The following is a 21,999-nucleotide window of genomic DNA, read 5'->3' on the forward strand; positions in this document are numbered from 1 at the left end:
GATTAAGATTTTTATTAAAAAAATTACGATTTCACACCCGTATTTCCGCCTTGCGAAAGCGCAATGTCGACGGGCTTGTTGGATTTCCAGGCCCCGGCCGTGAAATCAGGAATATCTATGGAATTGGAACGATGAGCAACAGACCATTCGCTCAATGGCGAGATTACGCTCCATGAAGCGGCATCATAAACGTCCTGGTCAAGTGGTAAGCCGTTTCTCAGACAGTCGATCAGGCGCCAGTCCATCAGGAAATCCATGCCTCCGTGCCCGCCTACTTTCTTCGCCAGCTCGCCTATTCTTTTTACAATTTCAGGCTGGTATTTTTGTTCCAATGCCTTAAATTCCGCGTCTTTCAGCCATTCATGACCTTGTGCAATGCGTCCTTCCGGGCCTCCGGCAGGGCCTCCTTCCGGCAATGGATATTTTTGTGCGGATCCTTTTGTGCCACTGATCACATGCAACCGGGAGTAAACGCGGGGAGAGGTTACGTCGTGTTGCAGCATGATCGTTTTGCCTTTTGCAGTCCGGATCGTTGTCGTGTTCATATTTCCCCGGAATGTCTTTCCCTTGAATTGTTTGAATTCCGGATCTTCGGCAGCCAGCTTTTCGGCACGGGCCTGCAGCATGAAATCATTGCTGGCCATGCTTACGAGGTAATCCATTTTATCGCCGCGGTTAATGTCCATGATTTGTGCCACCGGGCCTAAACCGTGAGTTGGATACAAGTTACCGTTGCGCTGATTTTCTTTTAAACGCCAGAGATCAAAACGTTTGGACTTATCAAAAAATGAATCGTAAATATCGTGTATATATGCGCCCTCAGCATGAATAATTTCGCCGAAATAGCCTTGTCTGGCCATATTAAGGGTTAGCAATTCAAAAAAATCATAGCAGCAGTTTTCGAGCATCATGCAATGCTTCTTCGTTTTTTCCGAGGTTTCAACGAGTTTCCAGCAATCGTCAACCGTTGTTGCAGCCGGAATTTCTACGGCCGCATGTTTGCCGTGTTCCATGGCGTAATTAGCCATAGGCGCGTGCAGGTTCCAGGGCGTGCATATGTAAATCAGGTCGAGATTTTCCTGCTCACACATTTTTTTCCAGGCATCGGCTGTCCCGGAATAGACTTTGGGATTGTGGCCTGTGCCTTCAAAGGTTTTTTTCGCTTGCTCCGCTTTTTCTGTCCTGATGTCACAAAGGGCCGTTACCTGCACATTTTCGAGCTTTTTTATCCGTTGAATGGCTCCGCCTCCTCTGTTGCCAAGTCCAATGTAACCGATGCGAACGGTTTCTATTTTCGGTGCAGCATAACCACTCATGTTGAACTTAGGGGCTGCCGGGATAACCTTTGCAGGAAGATCGAGCGGGCTAGCATTTGCGTAACCGGAATTCAGCAATCCGATGCTGCTCAACCCGGTAAGTTTAAGGAAATCTCTTTTTTTCATGGGTTTAGTTTGATATACTTACAATTTTACAAGGATTCGATCAGCTATCTCGGACATTCCAGTTAATTATTAACGAGAACGTTATCGAAATCACCGTTCCTTTTTCCTGCTTTCAGCACCTGAACCCATGCGCAGATTCGCCACAATCAAGGACATTGCAAAAGCGCTCGGCATATCGGTCGCCACTGTTTCGAGGGCTTTGCGGGATGCCTATGACGTGAGCCCGCAGACGCGGAAGCTGGTGCTGGAAAAGGCTGAAGAAATGCACTATAAGCCCAATTTCAATGCCACGGGCCTGGTGAAAAGCAGCACGCATAAGATCGGTGTCATTATCCCTGCCATCACCAATTATTATTTTTCGACCGTGATCACCGGCATTCAGGAAGTGGCTCAGAGTAAGGGTTATAACATCATTTTATACATTACCAACGATTCGCCCGAGCTGGAAAAAAAGATTGTCTACGATCTTTCGCTGAGCAGCCTGGATGGTTTGCTGGCGTGTGTTTCTTCACCTTCGGACGCCTGCAAACATTTCCAGGAATTGATCGATGACGGGCTTCCCGTTGTATTTTTCGATCGGGTGCCTGAGGAGATTAATATTTCAAAAGTGATGCAGGACGATTATAACGGCGCATACCAGGCTGTGAAACACCTTATTGAAAAAGGGTACGAAAAAATAGCGCATATCACGGGCCCAAAAGGCGTTTTCCTGACTGAGAACCGGCTTCGCGGCTATCAGGATGCCTTACAAGACCATAACCTTGCACTTGACAACAAATGGGTCGTTTATTCCGGATTTTCCCAGAAAGATGGTGAATCGGATGTTGCGCAATTATTTACCGAAAACCTAAAAACGCCTGACGCGATTTTCGCTGTGAATGATCGGAAGGCGATTGGTGCAATGGTGGCTTTAAAACGTAAAAATATCCGTATCGGAGCCGAAGTAGGCGTTATTGGTTTTACCAATGATCCGATTTGTGAGATCATTTCCCCTACCTTATCGACTGTGGCCGAGCCTGCTTACGAAATTGGCCGCAAGAGCTGCGAATTGTTGCTGACCCACATTAAAAAGAGCACTTTCATCGGTGAAGAAGTCGTTCTTTCCGGTGAGCTGATCGTGCGGGAATCGACGTCACGCGTATAAAAAATGGCCTGCCTTTTGAGACAGACCATTTACCCAGAGTGTTATTGATAATTAATTTTCCTTCTTAGATGCTGATTTATCGTCTTTTTTCAGCGAAGCATCTCCTTTATTCATTTTTGTAGCATTGGGTTTGCCTTTGGCTTCATTCCCTTCTTTCCCCGTTCCACTGGTTGCATTGGAACCATTGACCTGTCCGGCTTTACCCGGTTGCGTGGCTTTATCATTTCCTATTTCATGGTTTGCGCCCTGGGTTGTTCCCTGCGTATCAGTCCCCTCATTTTTGCCACCCGCCTTACTGCTGTCTGCCGTTGCAGTCCCCTGCTGTTTAGGATTGGTCGATTGCGTGGTCGTTTGCGCATAAACTGCGGATGTGATGGCGAAAACGAATATGAAGCTTGCTATTAACTTTTTCATGATCTGAATGATTAGTTGATGAATTTAATGAGCCTCTCTTTAAAAATCATACCCGCAACGCCCGATCATTTCACTGGCATGGATATTTATCAATGGTTGGCGTTTAACAGATAGCACGCTTTACTATGAACATCACTACATCACGGCCAAAATTCGTATTGGCGCTTTTCAAGGACAGCTTTTCTGAGTTCATGGAAGATAACTGCCTCAAATTGAGCGCTGCATTATCTTATTATACCATATTTTCCCTTGCTCCCATGCTGCTGGTGATCATCTCCATCGTGAGCATTGTGTTTGGTAAGGAGGCATTCCAGGGAGAGCTGTTTGGGCAAATAAGCGGGCTCGTGGGCAAGGAGGCTGCCTCGCAATTGCAGGAACTGATTAAAAATGCAGAGCTTTCCAATAAGTCGGGCGTTGCAGCCACAGTCGGGATCATTACGCTGCTGATTGGTGCTACGGGGGTTTTTGCAGAAATCCAGGATTCGATCAATTATATATGGTCTATTAAATCAAAACCGAAGAAAGGTTGGCTACAATATCTTAAAAACAGGCTGCTTTCCTTTTCGATCATCATTACGCTGGGATTTCTGCTCATTGTTTCGCTCGGTGTGAACACATTGGTCGACCTTATGAGTACACGGCTGGAACGTTACTTTTCGGAAGTGTCTGTTATCTTTTTCTCCGTGTTGAATGTCGTCGTGGTGATGGTGATTATTACTGCGCTTTTTTCCGTCATATTTAAAATATTGCCCGATGGCCATGTGCGCTGGAAGGAATGCATTGTCGGTGCTGCTTTCACCGCCGTACTTTTTGCTATTGGTAAGTTTGCGATCAGCTTTTATCTGGGCAAACAGGATCTGGGCGCAACTTATGGTGCATCCGCTTCCATCGTGATCCTGCTGACCTGGGTCTATTATTCATCCATCATACTATACTTTGGAGCCGAATTCACAAAAGTCTATGCAAAGACGGACGGTGTTGGCATATCGCCCAATGAGCATGCAGTATTGATGGTAAGAAAGGAAATGGAACAGGACCACCCGGCAGATATGACAAAAGAAGCGGACTCGCAGACATTTAGTCCAAAGGAGGTCACACACAAAATGATGGACACTGTCACCCAATTTATTGATGACAAGTTGAATGCGATCAGGGCGGAGATCAAGGCGAAGATTGCAGAATTTACGGCGCCTTTTTCTTATTATGCTTTTGCAGCTGTCATTGTGTTTATGATCGTGATTACCGTGGTTGTTTTGATAGGTCATTTTTTAAATAACGCCTTTCATAGCGATTATCTTGGCTTTGTAGTCCTGCTTGGCTTTACATTAGTTCTATTTTCGCTCTGTTTTATCTTTCGGGAAAGACTGCTCGAATCCATCAGGAAAATCATCGCTAAAAAGGTGCAGGCGAAAAGCAAACCTTAAAGTTCACATGAAACTGGTCATAAATAAAGGGACCTGCAGAAGTCCCTTTATTAGTAACAGATGAAGTTGAGGTGCGGCATACTAATTGTCTCGTTTTTGAATTACCCACATCCAATTTGCAGGCCACGCATCTGAATTGATGCTGTCATGCCTCACGAGTTTTTCGTCTACCAGCTCGTAGCCAATCAGCCTTCCGCCCTGGCTTTCCACATCGGCGCGCGCGTAGTTGTGAAGTTGTATCCAAACTTCGGGGCCTATCAATTCTGTTGAAACAAAGCTCAGTCGTTTCCATTTGGGATCGGCCGAATCGTTTACATAACGAAGTAACAGATAATGTTTGAAGGTCTCATTACTTAAAGACAAAACTGTTTTTCTAATGTTTCCCTTTGTCATAATTCGCAGATTTAGATTATCCTAAAATATATTTAAATAATATTATCCATGCGCCAATATACGCTATAGGCAATGAAAAGGATTGTCGAGTATGTCCGATAAATAAATTCTACTTTAAAATTCTACGTTAAAAAAGCCTTGCCAGCTTTTTTTGTATAAATAATTCTACTTATTTGTACTACATTTTAAAATCTCATATTTACGGCACTTGGGAATTTAAATTTTGGCACAAAAATTTAAATCCGCCAAATAGTAAACACATAAACCTATGGTCACATTAAATTATATGAAGGACGACTGGGTGAAGGAAAAAAACGGATCCCGGATTATGCAAGTTGACGAATATCAAATTGTAGAGACTGTAACTTATGGCAACGGAAACTCAACGCCTACAACCAAAAGAGCTTACAACGGGAAAGTGTGGTGCACATGGGTCAATGAAAACAAAGCTGTTGTGACCCAACCATTTCCCGAATCGGAACTGGAACCGGCAATACCCGAAGTTGCACATTACTGAGCCTGCAGTGACATTCGTTTTCCGACCATAAAGCGATTGCGAAGTGAATTAAAATGCCCGGAATTTCTGTTCCGGGCATTTTGGCTTTAAGGAATGTTGATGGTTAAGGTTTCTTGTTAGGATCGGTGACAGTTTCTGTTGCGTTCGATTCCGCTTCATTTGCCGCTTTTTTATTTTTTTTACGGTTCATTTTTTCCGCTTTTTTGTCTGCGGGCATAAGTGAATCCTTTATTATGGCGCCGGAAGTCTGCTGGTCTTTAATCAGCGTATCTTCCGAAGGCGTGTTGGATGGCCTTACCGGCGATTGCGGCGAGTTGAATTCGGCTTTTTTCTCAGTTGTCGGATTGGTCGATGCCGGGTTCGTTGTTGTAGGATCCTGCGTCGGCACGCTCTGTGGCTGTGTCGGTGACGTTGGTGTCGTAGGGACTGTTTGCGCATAGCCCGCGGCGGAAGCCGTCAATGCTGCTACTATAATAAATGTTTTTAACGTTCTCATTTTCAGTTCAGTTTAGATGTTGATGGTCTGATACATTCAGTTACATCCAAAACTATTCCCAAAAACCAGAAATTTGTATTGCAAAACAGATTTCAGTGATTGCCTGTTTAAGGCTGAACAGGGCCATTTTTTAAGCATCCCAGTTAGTTAGACAGGCCGGTATCTTCTTAGTTATAAATTACTTATCCACAAAATGCGCATTGTCTTACCCAAAATTCCAATTATGAGCATGTTGGAACAAAAATTAAGTAATTTTCTAAGAGACGAAGTAATTCGACTGATAATTTACTAGCTATATATCCTTTTCATTCGGATTTTTTCACTTGGCGTAAGAACCAGTGGCACCTTCTCGACTTTAACCGCACTACTATCCAAGCCAAACCACTTGTCTTCCGACGTTGTAATGCTTTTAATGGCGAAATAGATTTTCATGATTACTTCTTCGGTAAAAGGCAGGTTATTTTCAAGTGACAGGTAACGCTCGAGAACAATGAAACGGAAGTCGCCGGTAATGTTCTGCCGGTTCAGCGATTCGTAACGGCTGGTAATGTCCACTTCTTTATTAACGACCATATCCTCAACCACTTTTCTGAAAAAAAGGTTAATACGCTGCTCGATCCGGAAACCTAATCTGAATGTCACTTTAATCACGTCGTCTTCTGCCATAATGTTAACGTGATAGTCCATCGTATAGGGCTCATCGGTTGTTTCAACATGTACAAACCAATAGATATCAGCTCGTTTAGGGCGCTTATAAAAAATGGAATAAATGATCTTATTTTCAATTTCCGATTCATGTGATGCGTTCGACATGAAAATCAGGTGTGTTGAATATTTTGGTATACTGATGTCATTGCTGAGCTCACGCAGCGGGCCAATGTATTTTTCCAAACTTTCAAATTCGGTGAGCCTCAATTTGATAAAATAAGCTTTCAACCAAACGGTTATCACCAATCCAATGACCGTCGCCAGCAGCAGTGAAACCCATCCGCCGTGTGTGAATTTGAGCAGGTTTGCAGCCAGAAAAGCACCTTCAATCGCCAAATAAACCACGATAAAGATTGCAAGCAACCATTTAGGAACCTTATGAACATACAAATACACCGACATTAATATGGTGGTCATGATCATGGTCATCGTAATGGCCAGCCCATATGCGGCTTCCATATGCGAAGATTCCTTGAAATAAAGGACAATCCCCACGCAGCCAGCCCACAAAAGCCAGTTGACACTTGGCACATATAGTTGTCCCTTTTGATCACTTGGGTAAACCAATCGCACTTTGGGCCAGAAATTGAGACGGATTGCTTCTGATATCAGTGTAAATGATCCGCTAATCAGCGCCTGACTGGCAATTACAGCAGCCATGGTTGCAATCGCAATCCCTGGCAGCAGCCACCAGTCGGGCATCATTTCGAAAAATGGCTTTTTGCCATTCAGATATGTTCCTGAATTGGCTATCAGCCATGCACCCTGACCAAAATAATTGAGTATCAGGCAGGTCTTTACGAAAACCCAGCTGATACGAATGTTACCACGCCCGCAATGTCCCAGATCGCTGTATAATGCTTCGGCACCGGTTGTGCAGAGAAAAACTCCTCCAAGCATCCAAAATCCGCCGGGATGATTTGCCAGTAACTGATAGCCATAATAGGGATTCAACGATTTGAGGATCTCCAAATGGCCACTCACCTGATACAGGCCTAATACGGCCAGCATTACGAACCAAATCATCATAACAGGTCCGAAAGCACGTCCCACTATGGTTGTACCAAATATCTGAATGATGAAAAGCAGTGTGAGAATGCCGATGACGATCGGGATGGTCTCAATATTAGGATAAAGGATTTTCAGACCTTCTACCGCAGACGATACGGAAATGGGCGGCGTAATAATCCCATCTGCCAGCAATGTACTGGCACCGATAATGGCAGGGACCGTGAGCCATGTCGCATTTTTACGCACTAAGGCGTATAATGCGAGAATTCCGCCTTCACCTTTGTTATCGGCGCGGAGAATGAGGATTACATATTTTAATGTAGTTTGAAGTGTCAGCGTCCAGAAAACACAGGAGACCGCTCCATAGACAACCTCGGCTGAAATTGCTTCTTTGCCAATAATGGCTTGCATCACATAAAGCGGCGAGGTGCCGATATCCCCAAAAATAATTCCTAATGCAACGAGAAGCCCCGCTGCCGACGCTTTATCCAGATGTTTATGCGATCCCATTTAATGTATCAATGAAGTGTGCGAAATTAAAGACCGGCTGGTTTAAAAAGTGTAGAACTCATAATTAATATTCCATTTTGTTTCTTCACCCGGCTTTGCACTTATTTGAATGTAAGGTTCCGGACACGAAGTGGTTGGGCAGGCCCAGTAAACCAGTTTTTCCAAAGGCTTATCACCCGTTATCCTAACACCGGCGGACGTTTTAATGTTCTCGATGCGAATGTCATAATCTTTCGCAGTCGGGCCAAAGCCTTTCAAACCGCTACTGAACACCTGATCGCCTTTTCCCATTGGCCTGGAATAGCTGAGTGTTTTGTCCTTTGCATTGATGATCGTTCCGAAACCAGCTCCTTCGCCACTGACATCAAAAGGGAATACGACCCTGATATTTTCGTTGGTTGGCTCCTTATCAATCATGAAAAAATTGTGATTGTAGGTGCTTGTTTTAATTTCTTTTGTGCCGGTATTTTTAAGGCTGTGCTCTAAAACCAGTTGCGGTTTTCCCTTTACCAGCTTCAATGTTTTTGTATAAACATAGCCGTATCCCGTCGCGTCTTTCAGCGTGTGCGTAAATGTTACCTGATCGCTCTTTTTGTCGACCGTCCATTTGCCTGCATCTTTCACTTCATAGTTTGTTGCAAACGCATATTTCTTGTCATCGGGTTTTACCAATGTGCCTACGCCAATTTTCACAAACGTTTCACCTGGTTTGACTGCATCAAAATCAAGGGCGACAAATTCCTCAACCGGTCCCATAATGGCATCATGCAATTTAGGATCATATGTGCTGTTCCATTGACCGAAATAGGAATGTCCTTTGTAATCCAGGCTTTCGACCTGGCCAGCCCAATCAAAACGGGTGCCGCGATAATATCCCGTATTACCGTCGGGTAAAAGCAGCTTTGCACTGATAATGCCGTTAGAAATTTTTGCCTCTGGAAAATCGGCCAGCCTGAATGCGGTGACAAACAAGCATATAGATGCAATGAGCAGTATGACTTTCTTCATGTGAATGGTTCAGGAATGATTAGGGACTAAATAAAAGACAGTAAGATAAAAAATGCCGCCGGACATTTTCTCTTACTGTCTGAATTATATTATAAATGCAGGTGCAATAAAAAAACTATGATATGCCTTTGAAGACCTCTTCATTCACAAATGGCTGATTACGCAGCCTTTGCTTTGTCGCTTTATAGAAAGCATTGGCCATTGCACCACCAGCAGGCGGTAAGGCCGGTTCGCCCAAACCCGTCGGAGAAATGCCATTATTAACAAAATGGACATCCACTTCCGGGATTTCGTTCATCCTGATCAGGCGGAAGCCATTAAAGTTGCTTTGATCCGGCGCACCGTCTTTGAATGTCATGTTACCATACATTGCATGGCCCAATCCGTCAACAACTCCGCCCCTAACCTGCTGCAATGAACCGCTTTGATTGATCACAATTCCGCAATCGACTGCTGCAATTACATTTTTCAATACAGGCTTGCCTTTTTGCATGACAATTTCCCCTACTTGCGCAACATATGACCTGTGTGAAAAGTAAACGCTGAATCCCTGGAAAACACCTTTCTTTTTGCCCCAGTTGCTTTTTTCAGCCGCCAGTTTGATCACCGCGATCATTCTATCGACATCATATTTGATGGCATTAACCGGCGATTTTTTGGCTTTTTCAAGTAGTTCAAGCCTGAATGCAACCGGATCTTTTCCTGCTGCTTCTGCCACTTCGTCCAGGAAAGACTGCTCTGCATAGGCCAGGAAGTTTGTGATCGGTGCACGCCAGGGACCTGTTGTAATGGGTGATTTATGCTCAACCGAGTCGATTAGCAGGTTATCAACCGATCCGGACGGGAAATTGTCTTCGCGTGTGGAGTTACCTGAGTTCATTCCAACGCCGCGCAATTTATAACCGATCATTGTGCCGTTTTTATCCAAAGCTGCTTCGAAGCGATAACGCACTGCGGGGCGGTAAGTGCCGCCAGTCATGTCGTCTTCGCGCGTCCAAACCACTTTTACAGGCGCTTTCACAAGTTTTGAAACGTGGGCTGCTTCAATAACAAAGTCTGCTGATAGCCTGCGACCAAATCCGCCTCCCTGACGTGTAATCTCAACGGTAATTATTTCTGGGGCAATGCCGGTAAGTTTGGCAACTTCGGTGCGTGCACGCTCGGGTGTTTGTGTAGGCCCAACGAGCTCAACGCCATCCTCTCGTACGTGTGCAAAGAAATTCATGGGTTCCAATGGGCTGTGCGGCAGAAAAGGACATTGATATTCGGCCTTAATGACCTTCGCAGCGCCTTTGAATGCAGCATCCACGTCTCCGTCTTTGCGCCTTACCGTTGCTTCGCCATTATCCATCAGCTGTGTGAATATGCGGTTATGATCGGCAGTGCTTTCAAGTTCAGCTGCTTTTTCATATTCAATTTTCAACGCGTCTTTGGCTTTTTTAACCTGCCAGGTTGATTTCCCAACCACGGCTACGCTGTTTTCGAATGTTACGACGTCCACAATCCCCGGCATTGCTTTCGCTGCTGCGGAATCGACGGATTTAAGTTTTAATCCAAATGCTTTTGGTCTCTGGATCAAGGCAAACAACATTCCTTCTTTATAAAAATCAAGTCCGAAAAGAGGCTTACCTGTTGCTATATTATGGTTATCAACATTGCGAACAGATTGTCCGATCAATTTGAAATCCTTTTCCTCCTTTAACTTAACCTCCGTTGGCGCAGTCAATTTGGAAGCTGCTTCTGCAAGCTCCCCGTAAGAAGCAGATTTCCCCGAAGTTTTATGTAAAACCTTGCCATTTTCAGTGGTAAGCTCAGTTGCGGGCACATTCCATTTTGCTGCGGCTGCTTCGACCAAGAGATGGCGTGCTGTTGCTCCTGCTTTGCGAAGTCGCTCCCATGAATGCGGAACGGCGCCGCTGCCGCCAGTAACTTGTCTTTCGAATATTCCGGTATCAAGATTTCCCTGAACCGTTTTCACTTGTTTCCAGTCCGCATCCAGTTCCTCGGCAACCACCATCGGGAATGCGGTCTTAATTCCTTGCCCGATTTCCGGGTTTGGAGAAACAATGGTTATAATGTTATCCGTGCCAATAGAAAGATAACTATTAAAATTGATCGATCCGGCAGCAATGCTTTTTGCATCAACAACAACTGGTAACGCAGATGAATTGGTCCAATTGAAACCCAAAAACAGCCCACCACTTGCCGCAGCTGCAATTTTCATAAAATTGCGCCTCGAAGTTTGTTCTAATGTCTGCATGGTCAGTTGGTTTTGGATGCTGCTACTTTCACTGCCTCACGAATACGGTGGTAAGTTCCGCAACGGCAAATGTTGCCGCTCATGGTGGAGACTATTTCTTCGTCAGTTGGCTTTGGTTTCTCTTTCAGCAATGCTGCGGCAGTCATTATCTGACCAGCCTGGCAATAGCCGCATTGCGCAACATCTACTTCATCCCAGGCTTTTTGAACCGGATGATCGCCTTTTTCTGACAGGCCTTCAATTGTTGTCACTTTTGCTTTTCCAACAGCCGAAACAGGAAGCACGCAAGAACGTACTGCTTTTCCGTCCAGGTGGACAGTGCACGCACCGCATTGGGCGATCCCGCAGCCGTATTTGGTGCCGACGAGTCCCAGATTGTCCCGGAGCACCCATAACAATGGAGTGTCCCGCTCGACATCTGCGTCATAGGCACGGTTGTTAATTGAAAGTTTGAATAACGCCATGGTGAAATTATTGGGTTCGGAAATGATTGCTACTTATGCAGATACCGAAGTTACAAAAAATGTCAAAAGTACGGTGACATTAAGCGACTTAAGTTAGATCGCCAATCAAAAGAGGTCAATAAATAAACTCCCGATAATGCTATGCTTCGCCGCCGGGCCCACCGAAACTGATCGGGAAATTGAACGTAGGCTCACTATCCTGAGAGTTCGGAATAGGTCCATACTGGTCTTCATACTTTTGAATATTGTCTTTTAATGCTGCTATCAGGCGTTTTGCGTGTTCCGGTGTAATGATAATGCGTGCTTTCACTTTCGCACGGGGAACTCCGGGCATTAAGCGAATAAAGTCGAGTATAAATTCGCTGTTTGAATGTGCGATCATGGCTAAATTGGAATAAACCCCTTCGGCCATTTCTTCTGATAATTCTACGTTGATCTGTTGTTCGTTTTCTTTGTTGTCGTCTTCCATCGGTTGGTTTTTATGAGCGCCGTGGCGCCTGGCAGCGATTAATTATCTCTGCGGAAATTACTAAAAATTAGCGTTAAAACAGCAAAGAGCCGGTCCCACTTGCGCAGAACCGGCTCTTTTATTTATTCAGATTGATCTAAACCAATTCCTTTTTCTTACGTGAAAGTTTTTCACGGGAATCAGTCAAGGCATCGAATTCTTCTTTTGATCCAACGATCAGGCTTTCGTATTGACGCATTCCTGTTCCGGCTGGGATCAAGTGACCTACGATCACGTTTTCTTTCAAGCCTTTCAGTTCGTCGCGTTTTCCACGAACAGCTGCTTCGCTCAATACTTTGGTTGTTTCCTGGAACGAAGCCGCAGAAACGAAACTTTCAGTACCCAATGAAGCTTGTGTGATACCCATCAAAGTAGGTTTCGCAACTGCTGCCTGCGCATCACGAGCAGTAACCAGTTTCAAGTCACGACGTTTCAAGCTTGAATTTTCATCACGCAAACGACGAACAGAAATGATCATACCCGGTTTCAGTGTTTCAGAGCTTCCTGCATCTTCAACCACTTTCATGTCAAGGATCTTATCATTTTCCTCACGGAACACAACACGGTCAACCGGTTGCATTTCAAGGAAGTTGGTATCACCTGCATCCAGGATCTCTACTTTCTGCATCATTTGGCGTACGATACATTCGATATGCTTATCGTTGATCTTCACACCTTGCAGACGGTATACTTCCTGAATTTCATTTACAAGATATTCCTGAACCGCTGTTGGTCCTTTGATAGAAAGGATATCAGCTGGCGTGATCGCACCGTCAGATAATGGATCCCCTGCTCTTACGAAGTCACCATCCTGAACCAGAATGTGTTTCGAAAGCGCAACCATGTAACGACGTTGTGTTCCGTCTCTTGATTCGATATGAATTTCACGGTTACCGCGTTTTACACCTCCATAAGAAACTACACCATCGATTTCAGAAACAGTTGCTGGGTTTGACGGGTTACGAGCTTCGAAAAGTTCAGTTACACGTGGCAAACCTCCCGTAATGTCGCGTGTTTTACCAACAACACGTGGGATTTTCGCCAATGGCTGACCTGCCTTAATGTTCGTTCCGGCTTTCACCACCAAACGTGCTCCAACAGGAAGGTTATAACCTTTTTCTGTCTGATCTTTCAACAACGTTGACTTACCTTTTACCACGATAGCCGGGTTTTTGGTTTTATCACGTGTTTCAATAATCACAGATTCCTGGAAACCAGTTTGTTCATCAAATTCTTCACGATATGTAATGCCTTCTTCAATTGCATCGAAAGATACTACTCCGGTGAATTCCGAAAGGATTACTGCGTGATATGGATCCCAAGTACAAAGTTCTTGTCCTTTTTGAACCTTCTCTCCATCTTTTACCAAAAGATGTGCTCCATAAGGAACGTTGTTTGAGATCAATAGCTGGCCAGTTTCTGGGTTAGTGATTTTAACTTCTCCTGAACGACCCATTACTACTGTCACGTCGTCGCCTTCTGAATTAACAGACTGAACAAGACGCAGATCTTCAAAACCAATCACACCGTCGAATTTCGCCTTGATGTTTGCTTCAACAGAAATGTTGGAAGCTGTACCACCGACGTGGAATGTACGAAGTGTCAACTGTGTTCCCGGCTCACCGATAGACTGCGATGCAATTACACCCACAGCTTCACCAATGTTCACCATATGAGCAGATGCCAATGAACGTCCGTAGCATTTCGCACAAACACCATTACGTGTTTCGCAAGTCAATACTGAACGGATTTCAACTGTTTCAATGCTCGTTTCATCAATGTAAGAAGCGATTTCTTCCGTAATTTCCTGACCAGAAGCCAGGATCATTTCGTTAGACAAAGGATCAAATACATCGTGAACACTTACACGTCCAAGGATACGCTCAGAAAGTGGTTCAACGATATCTTCGTTGTCTTTCAAAGCAGAGATTGCAATTCCACGAAGTGATCCGCAGTCTGTTTCGATAACAACAACATCTTGTGCAACGTCATGCAAACGACGTGTCAGGTAACCCGCATCAGCCGTTTTCAAGGCTGTATCGGCAAGACCTTTACGTGCACCGTGTGTTGAGATAAAGTATTCTAGAACGTCTAAACCTTCTTTAAAGTTGGAAAGGATCGGGTTCTCGATGATTTCACCTGCACCACCCGCGATGTTTTTCTGAGGCTTGGCCATAAGACCCCTCATTCCACCCAGCTGACGGATCTGCTCACGCGAACCACGTGCACCTGAGTGCATCATCATATAAATCGAGTTGAATCCGCCTTGGTCAGTTTCCAACTGCTTCATCAACGTCTCTGTGATGCGTGAGTTAACACGTGTCCAGATATCGATAACCTGGTTGTAACGCTCGTTTTCAGTGATAAGACCCATCAAGTAGTTGCTCCAAACGTTTTCCACGTCCAGTTTCGCTTGCTCGATCAGTTTCACTTTTTCGTCTGGCACCATTACGTCATTCAATCCCATTGACAAACCGCCTTTGAAAGCCATTTGGAAACCAAGTTCTTTGATTTCATCCAGGAATTGAGCTGTACGCGCAACACCAGCCAATTTGAACACCAAACCAATGATCTGCTGCAATTTCTTTTTAGTCAGCAATTCATTGATGTAACCTACTTCCTCAGGAACAGCCTGATTGAAAAGGATACGTCCGGCAACGGTATCAACCATTTTCGTTTCAAATGTTCCGTCGTCATTACGAACGCGCAGGCGGCATTTGATATTCGCATGTTTTGACAATTTGCCTTCGTTGATGGCAATGATTACTTCGTCCGGACCGTAGAAGATCATTCCTTCTCCGATAATCGGATAATGATCTGTGCTTACGCGGCCTTTTGTAACATAATACAGACCCAGAACCATGTCTTGTGATGGAACCGTAATCGGTGCACCGTTGGCAGGGTTAAGAATGTTATGCGACGAAAGCATTAACATTGAAGCTTCCAAAACGGCTTCCTGACCCAATGGCACGTGAACGGCCATCTGGTCACCGTCAAAGTCAGCGTTAAATGCAGTACAAACCAATGGGTGCAACTGAATCGCTTTTCCTTCGATCAGCTTAGGCTGGAATGCCTGTATACCCAAACGGTGCAATGTTGGAGCACGGTTTAGCAGAACAGGATGTCCTTTCAAAACGTTTTCCAAAATATCCCAGATCACAGGATCCTTACGGTCTACGATCTTCTTCGCTGATTTTACTGTTTTAACAATTCCACGTTCGATGAGCTTGCGGATAATGAACGGCTTGAATAATTCTGCCGCCATATCTTTTGGCAAACCGCATTCGTGCAATTTCAATTCAGGTCCAACGACGATTACCGAACGACCAGAATAATCGACACGCTTACCAAGCAAGTTTTGACGGAAACGTCCTTGCTTACCTTTCAGCATATCAGAAAGTGATTTCAATGCACGGTTACCTTCTGAACGCACCGCGTTTACTTTACGGCTGTTATCGAAAAGTGAATCTACCGCTTCCTGCAACATCCGTTTTTCGTTACGCAAGATCACCTCAGGTGCTTTGATCTCGATCAGACGTTTCAAACGGTTGTTCCGAATGATTACACGACGATAAAGGTCATTCAAATCGGAAGTCGCAAAACGACCACCGTCCAAAGGCACAAGCGGACGAAGTTCTGGTGGAATAACCGGAACCATCTTGATCACCATCCACTCAGGACGGTTTTCAATGCGTGTGTTTGCATCGCGGAATGCTTCTACAACTTTCAGGCGCTTTAATGCTTCTGCTTTACGTTGCTGCGAAGTGTCCGTTGCTGCCTGGTGACGAAGTTCGTATGAAAGCTCATCCAGTTTAATTCTGTTCAAAAGCATTTCAAGCGCATCCGCACCCATTTTCGCGATAAACTTGTTTGGATCCGTGTCCGGAAGCATTTGGTTTTCGCGTGGCAATTTGTCGATGATATCCAGGTATTCATCTTCTGTCAAAAAGTCAAGATAACCTACGCCATCTTCTTCTTTAACACCAGGCTGAACTACTGCATATCGCTCGTAATAAATGATCTGATCCAATTTCTTGGTCGATAATCCCAACAGATAACCGATTTTGTTCGGTAAGCTGCGGAAATACCAGATGTGCGCTACCGGAACCACCAATTCAATGTGGCCCATACGCTCGCGACGTACCTTTTTCTCAGTAACCTCTACACCGCAACGGTCGCAGATGATTCCCTTGTAACGGATACGTTTGTATTTACCACAATGACATTCCCAGTCCTTCACAGGACCGAAGATCCTTTCGCAGAATAATCCGCCCATCTCCGGCTTGTAAGTCCGGTAGTTGATGGTTTCAGGCTGGGTTACTTCACCAAATGAGCTCTCAAGGATAGACTCAGGTGAAGCCAGACTGATCGTCATTCTGGAAAAATCACTATTAAGTTTTTTGTTCTTTTTGAAAGACATAATTAAAAAGTCGTTTGTCTGTTAGTCGAAACTCAAATTGATTTCATTTCTAAGCAGCGCATCTTTCAATGCGCTGCTTACGACTAAAAATTAGTCCAGTGTAATCTCCAATGCTAGTCCACGAAGCTCGTGAACAAGTACGTTGAATGACTCCGGAATATTTGGTTTCGGAAGGTTTTCACCTTTCACGATTGCTTCGTATGCCTTGGCGCGGCCAACCACGTCATCGGATTTAACTGTCAGGATTTCTTGAAGAATGTGCGATGCACCGAATGCTTCAAGCGCCCACACTTCCATTTCTCCAAAACGCTGACCTCCGAATTGTGCTTTACCACCCAATGGTTGCTGTGTGATGAGTGAGTATGGCCCGATAGAACGCGCGTGCATTTTATCGTCAACCAAGTGACCCAGTTTCATCATGTACATCAAACCAACTGTAATTGGCTGATCGAAGCGATCTCCGCTCAAACCATTGTAAAGGAATGTACGTCCCCAATCCGGCAATCCAGCTTCTTTCAACTCTGCCGCAACTTCCGCTTCCGTTGCTCCATCGAAGATCGGAGTAGCATAGCGACGACCCAGTTTCAGACCTGCCCAAGCAAGAATGGTTTCATATATCTGACCAATGTTCATACGTGATGGCACCCCAAGTGGGTTCAACACGATATCCATCGGCGTTCCGTCTTCAAGGAATGGCATATCTTCATCACGAACGATACGGGCAACAACCCCTTTGTTACCGTGACGACCTGCCATTTTATCCCCAACTTTCAATTTGCGTTTCTTGGCAATGTATACTTTCGCCAATTTTACGATTCCAGCTGGAAGCTCATCACCAACTTCAAGCGCAAAACGATCGCGTTTGAAACGGCCCATCAATTCACTGCGGGCGTTCAGGTAATTTTTAAGAACCAATGAAACTTGTGCGTTGGTTGTAGCATCCTCAGTCCAGGAATCTGTCAATACGTCACCGATAAGGTTTACTTCTTCGGCCACTGCATATTGAGATTCATCGCGGTATGGGTTGTTTGCAGGGAAAAGGTTCTCCGAGATATTTCTCACATTGAACTTCATTCCTTTGCTGATCAACTCATCACCAAATTTATGTTTAACACCCTGGCTGGTTTTGCTATCAACAAGTTCAACCAACTTCTCAATGATACGTCCACGAAGCGCTGTAAGCTCGCGACCGTATTTTTTCATCAATAAACGAAGTTCGTCTTTGTGTTTAGCACGCTCTTCTTTGGTTGGGCGAGAGAAAAGTTTGGTATCGATAACCACACCTTTCATCGACGGTGGCGCTTTTTTCGAAGCATCCTTAACGTCACCAGCTTTATCACCAAAGATCGCACGAAGTAGTTTTTCTTCCGGAGTTGGATCGGACTCTCCTTTTGGAGTGATCTTACCGATTAAAATATCTCCTTCTTTTACTTCTGTACCAACCTGAACGATACCATTTTCGTCAAGGTTTTTAACTGTTTCCTCACTTACGTTTGGAATCTCAGCAGTAAGTTCTTCTTCTCCACGTTTTGTATCACGCACTTCCAATTCAAATTCTTCAATGTGAATAGAAGTAAAGATATCTTCACGAACCACTTTCTCCGAGATTACAATCGCATCCTCAAAGTTGTATCCTTGCCAAGGCATGAACGCAACCAAAAGGTTACGGCCCAATGCAAGTTCACCACCTTCTGTACCATATCCCTGGCAAAGCGCTTCTCCTTTTTTCACCTTTTGGCCTTTAAGAACCATTGGTTGAAGATTAAGGCAAGTATCCTGGTTGGTACGACGGAATTTAACAAGATCGTAAGAAACGCTGTCTTCAATGAAGCTTACCAGGCGCTCGTCGTCTGTTCTGTCGTATTTAACAACGATTTTCTTCGCATCAACAAATTCAATAACACCGTCACCTTCTGCGACAACCAATGCTCTTGAATCCATTGCAACACGCTTTTCAAGGCCTGTTCCTACGATTGGCGCTTGTGGACGCAACAATGGAACACCCTGGCGCTGCATGTTAGATCCCATCAAGGCACGGTTGGCATCATCATGTTCCAGGAATGGAATCAATGAAGCGGCAACCGAAACGATCTGGTTCGCAGCAACGTCCATAAATGAAGCTTGTGAAGGATCCACCATCGGGAAGTCACCTTCAAAACGCGTCTTGATTTTTTCTACCGTAAAGTTTCCTTCTTTATCCACCGAAGCATTAGCCTGGGCAATGTATTTGGAATCTTCTTCTTCGGCAGTCATATATATAAGCTCGTTCGTCAGCTTTCCGGCGCCGTCAATGACACGGTATGGCGTTTCGATAAAGCCCATTCCATTCACTTTCGCAAAAACGCAAAGTGATGAGATCAAACCAATGTTTGGTCCCTCAGGAGTTTCAATCGTACACAGACGACCATAGTGCGTGTAGTGAACGTCACGAACCTCGAAACCAGCTCTTTCACGAGAAAGACCACCTGGCCCAAGTGCCGACATTCTACGCTTATGCGTAATCTCAGCCAATGGATTGGTTTGATCCATAAACTGCGACAATTGGTTTGTACCAAAGAATGAGTTGATAACAGAAGACAATGTCCGCGCATTGATCAAATCAACAGGCTTGAAGTCCTCATTATCACGCACGTTCATACGTTCCTTAATGGTACGCGCCATACGTGCAAGACCTACACCAAACTGAGCATAAAGCTGCTCGCCTACTGTACGCACACGACGGTTTGACAAGTGGTCAATATCATCGACAACCGCTTTTGCATTGATCAATCCGATCAAATACTTTACGATGGAAACGATATCACCTGTTGTAAGAACGCGAACGTCCAAACTTGTGTCAGAACCTAATTTTTTGTTGATCCTGTAACGGCCAACATCACCAAGATCGTAACGTTTGTCACTGAAGAACAAGCTCTGAATTACATCGCGAGCAGTTTGTTCATCCGGTGCCTCAGCATTACGCAACTGGCGGTAAATCTGCTCAACTGCCTCTTTATCAGAGTTTGAGCTATCTTTTTGAAGCGTATTATAGATAATGTTATAATCCGCAACATTCATATCTTCTTTGTGCAGGATGACAGATTTCTGTCCTGATTCCACGATTACTTCGATGTCCTCAGCAGAAATAGTCGAATCGCGTTCAAGTAACACTTCGTTACGTTGAATAGAAACCACCTCGCCAGTATCCTCATCCACGAAATCTTCTGTCCAGGTTCTCAAAACCCTTGCAGCCAAGCGACGGCCAACAGCTTTTTTCAAGTTGGTTGGTGTTGCACTGATTTCTTCTGACAATCCGAAAAGGTCAAGGATATCTTTATCAGATCCGAAACCGATGGCACGAAGCAATGTTGTAACTGGGAATTTTTTCTTACGGTCGATGTACGCGTACATCACATTGTTAACGTCTGTCGAGAATTCAATCCAAGATCCCTTGAAAGGAATAATACGCGCAGAGTACAATTTAGAACCGTTGGTGTGCTTGCTCATGGAGAAGAACACACCTGGTGAGCGGTGAAGTTGTGAAACGATAACGCGCTCAGCACCATTGATTACGAAAGAACCTCTTTCGGTCATGTAAGGAATGTTTCCTAAGAAAACCTCCTGCTCAATGGTTTCAAATTCTTCATGATCAGCATCATTACAGATCAAACGTAATTTAGCTTTCAACGGCACTGCATAAGTCAGTCCGCGATCAATGGATTCATCGACAGAATATTTCGGCGGTTCAAGAAGATAATCAATGAACTCCAACACGAAATTGTCGCGTGAATCGGCAATAGGAAAGTTTTCTGCGAAAACTTTGTACAATCCTTCTCCCGAACGATCTTCAACCGATGTATCAAGACTAAAGAAATCCCGGAATGATTGAACCTGGATTCCTAGCAAATCTGGATAATCGATAATCTGATTAATCCTGGAAAAATTCTTTCTAGGTGTTGCTTTAATTGTAGCCAAGGCTATGTTTGATTTTGGTTAGTAGAAAAACTAATGCGTTGAAGTGACCTTTACGCAACGCAATCGTAATAATTAGTTTTAAACCTAATCTTTTGCCTCGTAGAGATAAATAACTGCCCCTATTCTCCTTTCCTACGAGTAAAGAAGTGTTTCGCGCAAATTATTTGAAAAGAAGAATGATAAACCCGGAATTAATGAAGGGCTATCTAAATACAAACGCAAAAAACAAGTTTTTCGTTTGGTATACACATAAATAGGAAAAAGACCTGACGCAAATCAGGCCTCATTCCTTAGAATTATAGGCTATTGGTATAAAGCAAATTACTTCACTTCAACTTCTGCACCTGCTTCTTCAAGTTGTTTTTTCAAAGCTTCTGCTTCGTCTTTTGCAACTCCTTCTTTAACAGGCTTAGGAGCGCCGTCAACTAGTTCTTTCGCTTCTTTCAAGCCAAGACCAGTAAGGTCTTTAACCAATTTCACAACAGCCAGTTTGCTTGCACCAGCTGCTTTCAAGATCACATCAAAAGATGTTTTCTCTTCAGCTGCAGGAGCATCTGAACCACCGCCAGCAGCAGGACCTGCTACCATAACTGCACCAGCAGCTGCAGGCTCAATACCGTACTCGTCTTTAAGAATTGTAGCCAATTCGTTCACTTCTTTAACCGTAAGGTTAACAAGCTGTTCTGCGAAAGCTTTCAAATCTGCCATTTTTATTTAGATTTTTTGATTATACAATAAGATGATTTTAAAAGCTCCATTTTTTGTCCCGGAGAGCTCAGCCTGGCTATTAAATATTAGTCTTCTTTCTCAGACAAGGTCTTCAAAATACCAGCCAATTTGTTTCCACCGCTTTGTAGGGCGCCGATAACATTTTTAGCAGGCGATTGCAACAATCCAATAATCTCTCCAATCATTTCTTGTTTTGATTTCAGAGAAATCAGAACGTCAAGCTGGCTTTCACCAACGAAAACAGATGAATCAACAGAAGCTCCTTTAAATTTAAGCTTGTCACTACCTGATTTCTTCTTGAATTCTTTAATCAATTGTGCAGGAACCTTACCTGACTCCGGGTGAAACATTACTCCGGACATTCCTTTCAAAACTTCGTCAAAAGAAGAATAATCCGTATCTAATGTTTCTAGTGCTTTCTTTATCAATGTATTCTTAACAACACGATACTCCACACCACGTTCGAAGCAAAGGCCTCTTAGTGTATTAACTTCGCCTACGGACATGCCGCTTGCATTGGTTATATAGAAGTATGGGGTGCTAGCGAATTTTTGACTTAATTCGTCTATAATTACTGCTTTCTCTTCCCGTGTCATA

General features: G+C 44.3%; 16 protein-coding genes. 3 read left to right on the forward strand and 13 right to left on the reverse strand.

Annotated elements, in window-relative coordinates; translation table 11 throughout:
• Positions 1 to 23: 23 nt before the first annotated feature.
• Complete coding sequence (locus tag B5X68_RS20395) at positions 24 to 1,442, reverse strand: Gfo/Idh/MocA family protein (protein ID WP_082216632.1); 1,419 nt, start codon at positions 1,440 to 1,442, stop codon at positions 24 to 26.
• Between the two features lie 127 nt (positions 1,443 to 1,569).
• On the opposite strand from B5X68_RS20395, the gene B5X68_RS20400 reads away from it, so the two are divergent.
• Positions 1,570 to 2,586, forward strand: coding sequence for a LacI family DNA-binding transcriptional regulator (locus B5X68_RS20400; protein WP_082216633.1), 1,017 nt, complete (start codon positions 1,570 to 1,572; stop codon positions 2,584 to 2,586).
• Positions 2,587 to 2,637: 51 nt separating this feature from the next.
• Here the strand turns inward: B5X68_RS20400 and B5X68_RS20405 are convergent, their stop codons facing one another.
• Entirely contained in the window at positions 2,638 to 3,000 is a 363-nt protein-coding gene (locus B5X68_RS20405; protein ID WP_082216634.1) for a hypothetical protein, read from the reverse strand.
• Between the two features lie 125 nt (positions 3,001 to 3,125).
• Between B5X68_RS20405 and B5X68_RS20410 the strand changes: the two genes are divergently transcribed.
• Positions 3,126 to 4,424 carry a YihY/virulence factor BrkB family protein gene (locus B5X68_RS20410; protein WP_082216635.1) on the forward strand — a complete coding sequence of 433 codons (1,299 nt, stop codon included), beginning with the start codon at positions 3,126 to 3,128 and terminating at the stop codon, positions 4,422 to 4,424.
• Between the two features lie 81 nt (positions 4,425 to 4,505).
• On the opposite strand, the gene B5X68_RS20415 is transcribed toward B5X68_RS20410, so the two are convergent.
• Positions 4,506 to 4,817, reverse strand: a complete 312-nt coding sequence (locus B5X68_RS20415) for a hypothetical protein (RefSeq protein WP_141110370.1) — start codon at positions 4,815 to 4,817, stop codon at positions 4,506 to 4,508.
• A gap of 268 nt (positions 4,818 to 5,085) precedes the next feature.
• On the opposite strand from B5X68_RS20415, the gene B5X68_RS20420 reads away from it, so the two are divergent.
• On the forward strand, positions 5,086 to 5,334 hold the full coding sequence (locus B5X68_RS20420; RefSeq protein ID WP_082216637.1) for a hypothetical protein: 249 nt from the start codon (positions 5,086 to 5,088) through the stop codon (positions 5,332 to 5,334).
• A 103-nt stretch (positions 5,335 to 5,437) separates the two neighbouring features.
• Here B5X68_RS20420 and B5X68_RS20425 read toward each other — a convergent pair whose 3' ends face one another.
• The 10 genes from B5X68_RS20425 to rplJ form a co-directional block, all read right to left on the reverse strand.
• Positions 5,438 to 5,830: a hypothetical protein gene (locus B5X68_RS20425; protein ID WP_082216638.1), complete on the reverse strand. Its 393-nt coding sequence runs from the start codon at positions 5,828 to 5,830 to the stop codon at positions 5,438 to 5,440.
• Between the two features lie 288 nt (positions 5,831 to 6,118).
• Positions 6,119 to 8,059, reverse strand: a complete 1,941-nt coding sequence (locus B5X68_RS20430; RefSeq protein WP_082216639.1) for a KUP/HAK/KT family potassium transporter — start codon at positions 8,057 to 8,059, stop codon at positions 6,119 to 6,121.
• A gap of 42 nt (positions 8,060 to 8,101) precedes the next feature.
• Complete coding sequence (locus B5X68_RS20435) at positions 8,102 to 9,067, reverse strand: aldose epimerase family protein (protein ID WP_082216640.1); 966 nt, start codon at positions 9,065 to 9,067, stop codon at positions 8,102 to 8,104.
• Positions 9,068 to 9,182: 115 nt separating this feature from the next.
• On the reverse strand, positions 9,183 to 11,327 hold the full coding sequence (locus B5X68_RS20440; RefSeq protein WP_082216641.1) for a xanthine dehydrogenase family protein molybdopterin-binding subunit: 2,145 nt from the start codon (positions 11,325 to 11,327) through the stop codon (positions 9,183 to 9,185).
• Between the two features lie 2 nt (positions 11,328 to 11,329).
• Positions 11,330 to 11,791 carry a (2Fe-2S)-binding protein gene (locus B5X68_RS20445; protein WP_082216642.1) on the reverse strand — a complete coding sequence of 154 codons (462 nt, stop codon included), beginning with the start codon at positions 11,789 to 11,791 and terminating at the stop codon, positions 11,330 to 11,332.
• Positions 11,792 to 11,930: 139 nt separating this feature from the next.
• Positions 11,931 to 12,260 (reverse strand): DUF3467 domain-containing protein, encoded by a 330-nt coding sequence (locus B5X68_RS20450; RefSeq protein ID WP_082216643.1) that lies wholly within the window; start codon positions 12,258 to 12,260, stop codon positions 11,931 to 11,933.
• 136 nt (positions 12,261 to 12,396) lie between these two features.
• Positions 12,397 to 16,719: a DNA-directed RNA polymerase subunit beta' gene (gene rpoC / locus B5X68_RS20455; RefSeq protein ID WP_082216644.1), complete on the reverse strand. Its 4,323-nt coding sequence runs from the start codon at positions 16,717 to 16,719 to the stop codon at positions 12,397 to 12,399.
• Between the two features lie 90 nt (positions 16,720 to 16,809).
• A complete protein-coding gene (gene rpoB, locus B5X68_RS20460) occupies positions 16,810 to 20,673 on the reverse strand; it encodes a DNA-directed RNA polymerase subunit beta (RefSeq protein ID WP_082216645.1) in 3,864 nt (1,287 codons plus the stop codon).
• A 321-nt stretch (positions 20,674 to 20,994) separates the two neighbouring features.
• Entirely contained in the window at positions 20,995 to 21,381 is a 387-nt protein-coding gene (gene rplL, locus B5X68_RS20465; protein WP_026631780.1) for a 50S ribosomal protein L7/L12, read from the reverse strand.
• A gap of 86 nt (positions 21,382 to 21,467) precedes the next feature.
• Positions 21,468 to 21,998 (reverse strand): 50S ribosomal protein L10, encoded by a 531-nt coding sequence (gene rplJ / locus B5X68_RS20470; protein ID WP_082216646.1) that lies wholly within the window; start codon positions 21,996 to 21,998, stop codon positions 21,468 to 21,470.
• Position 21,999 lies beyond the last annotated feature (1 nt).

This window comes from Dyadobacter psychrophilus, from assembly GCF_900167945.1.
In the GTDB taxonomy this organism is placed as follows: Bacteria; Bacteroidota; Bacteroidia; order Cytophagales; family Spirosomataceae; genus Dyadobacter; species Dyadobacter psychrophilus.

Excerpts from the sequence above, each read along its gene's own strand:
- B5X68_RS20395 (WP_082216632.1), bottom strand. The coding sequence starts at position 1,442 with ATGAAAAAAAGAGATTTCCTTAAACTTACCGGGTTGAGCAGCATCGGA.
- B5X68_RS20400 (WP_082216633.1), top strand. The coding sequence starts at position 1,570 with ATGCGCAGATTCGCCACAATCAAGGACATTGCAAAAGCGCTCGGCATA.
- B5X68_RS20405 (WP_082216634.1), bottom strand. The coding sequence starts at position 3,000 with ATGAAAAAGTTAATAGCAAGCTTCATATTCGTTTTCGCCATCACATCC.
- B5X68_RS20410 (WP_082216635.1), top strand. The coding sequence starts at position 3,126 with ATGAACATCACTACATCACGGCCAAAATTCGTATTGGCGCTTTTCAAG.
- B5X68_RS20415 (WP_141110370.1), bottom strand. The coding sequence starts at position 4,817 with ATGACAAAGGGAAACATTAGAAAAACAGTTTTGTCTTTAAGTAATGAG.
- B5X68_RS20420 (WP_082216637.1), top strand. The coding sequence starts at position 5,086 with ATGGTCACATTAAATTATATGAAGGACGACTGGGTGAAGGAAAAAAAC.
- B5X68_RS20425 (WP_082216638.1), bottom strand. The coding sequence starts at position 5,830 with ATGAGAACGTTAAAAACATTTATTATAGTAGCAGCATTGACGGCTTCC.
- B5X68_RS20430 (WP_082216639.1), bottom strand. The coding sequence starts at position 8,059 with ATGGGATCGCATAAACATCTGGATAAAGCGTCGGCAGCGGGGCTTCTC.
- B5X68_RS20435 (WP_082216640.1), bottom strand. The coding sequence starts at position 9,067 with ATGAAGAAAGTCATACTGCTCATTGCATCTATATGCTTGTTTGTCACC.
- B5X68_RS20440 (WP_082216641.1), bottom strand. The coding sequence starts at position 11,327 with ATGCAGACATTAGAACAAACTTCGAGGCGCAATTTTATGAAAATTGCA.
- B5X68_RS20445 (WP_082216642.1), bottom strand. The coding sequence starts at position 11,791 with ATGGCGTTATTCAAACTTTCAATTAACAACCGTGCCTATGACGCAGAT.
- B5X68_RS20450 (WP_082216643.1), bottom strand. The coding sequence starts at position 12,260 with ATGGAAGACGACAACAAAGAAAACGAACAACAGATCAACGTAGAATTA.
- rpoC (WP_082216644.1), bottom strand. The coding sequence starts at position 16,719 with ATGTCTTTCAAAAAGAACAAAAAACTTAATAGTGATTTTTCCAGAATG.
- rplL (WP_026631780.1), bottom strand. The coding sequence starts at position 21,381 with ATGGCAGATTTGAAAGCTTTCGCAGAACAGCTTGTTAACCTTACGGTT.
- rplJ (WP_082216646.1), bottom strand. The coding sequence starts at position 21,998 with ATGACACGGGAAGAGAAAGCAGTAATTATAGACGAATTAAGTCAAAAA.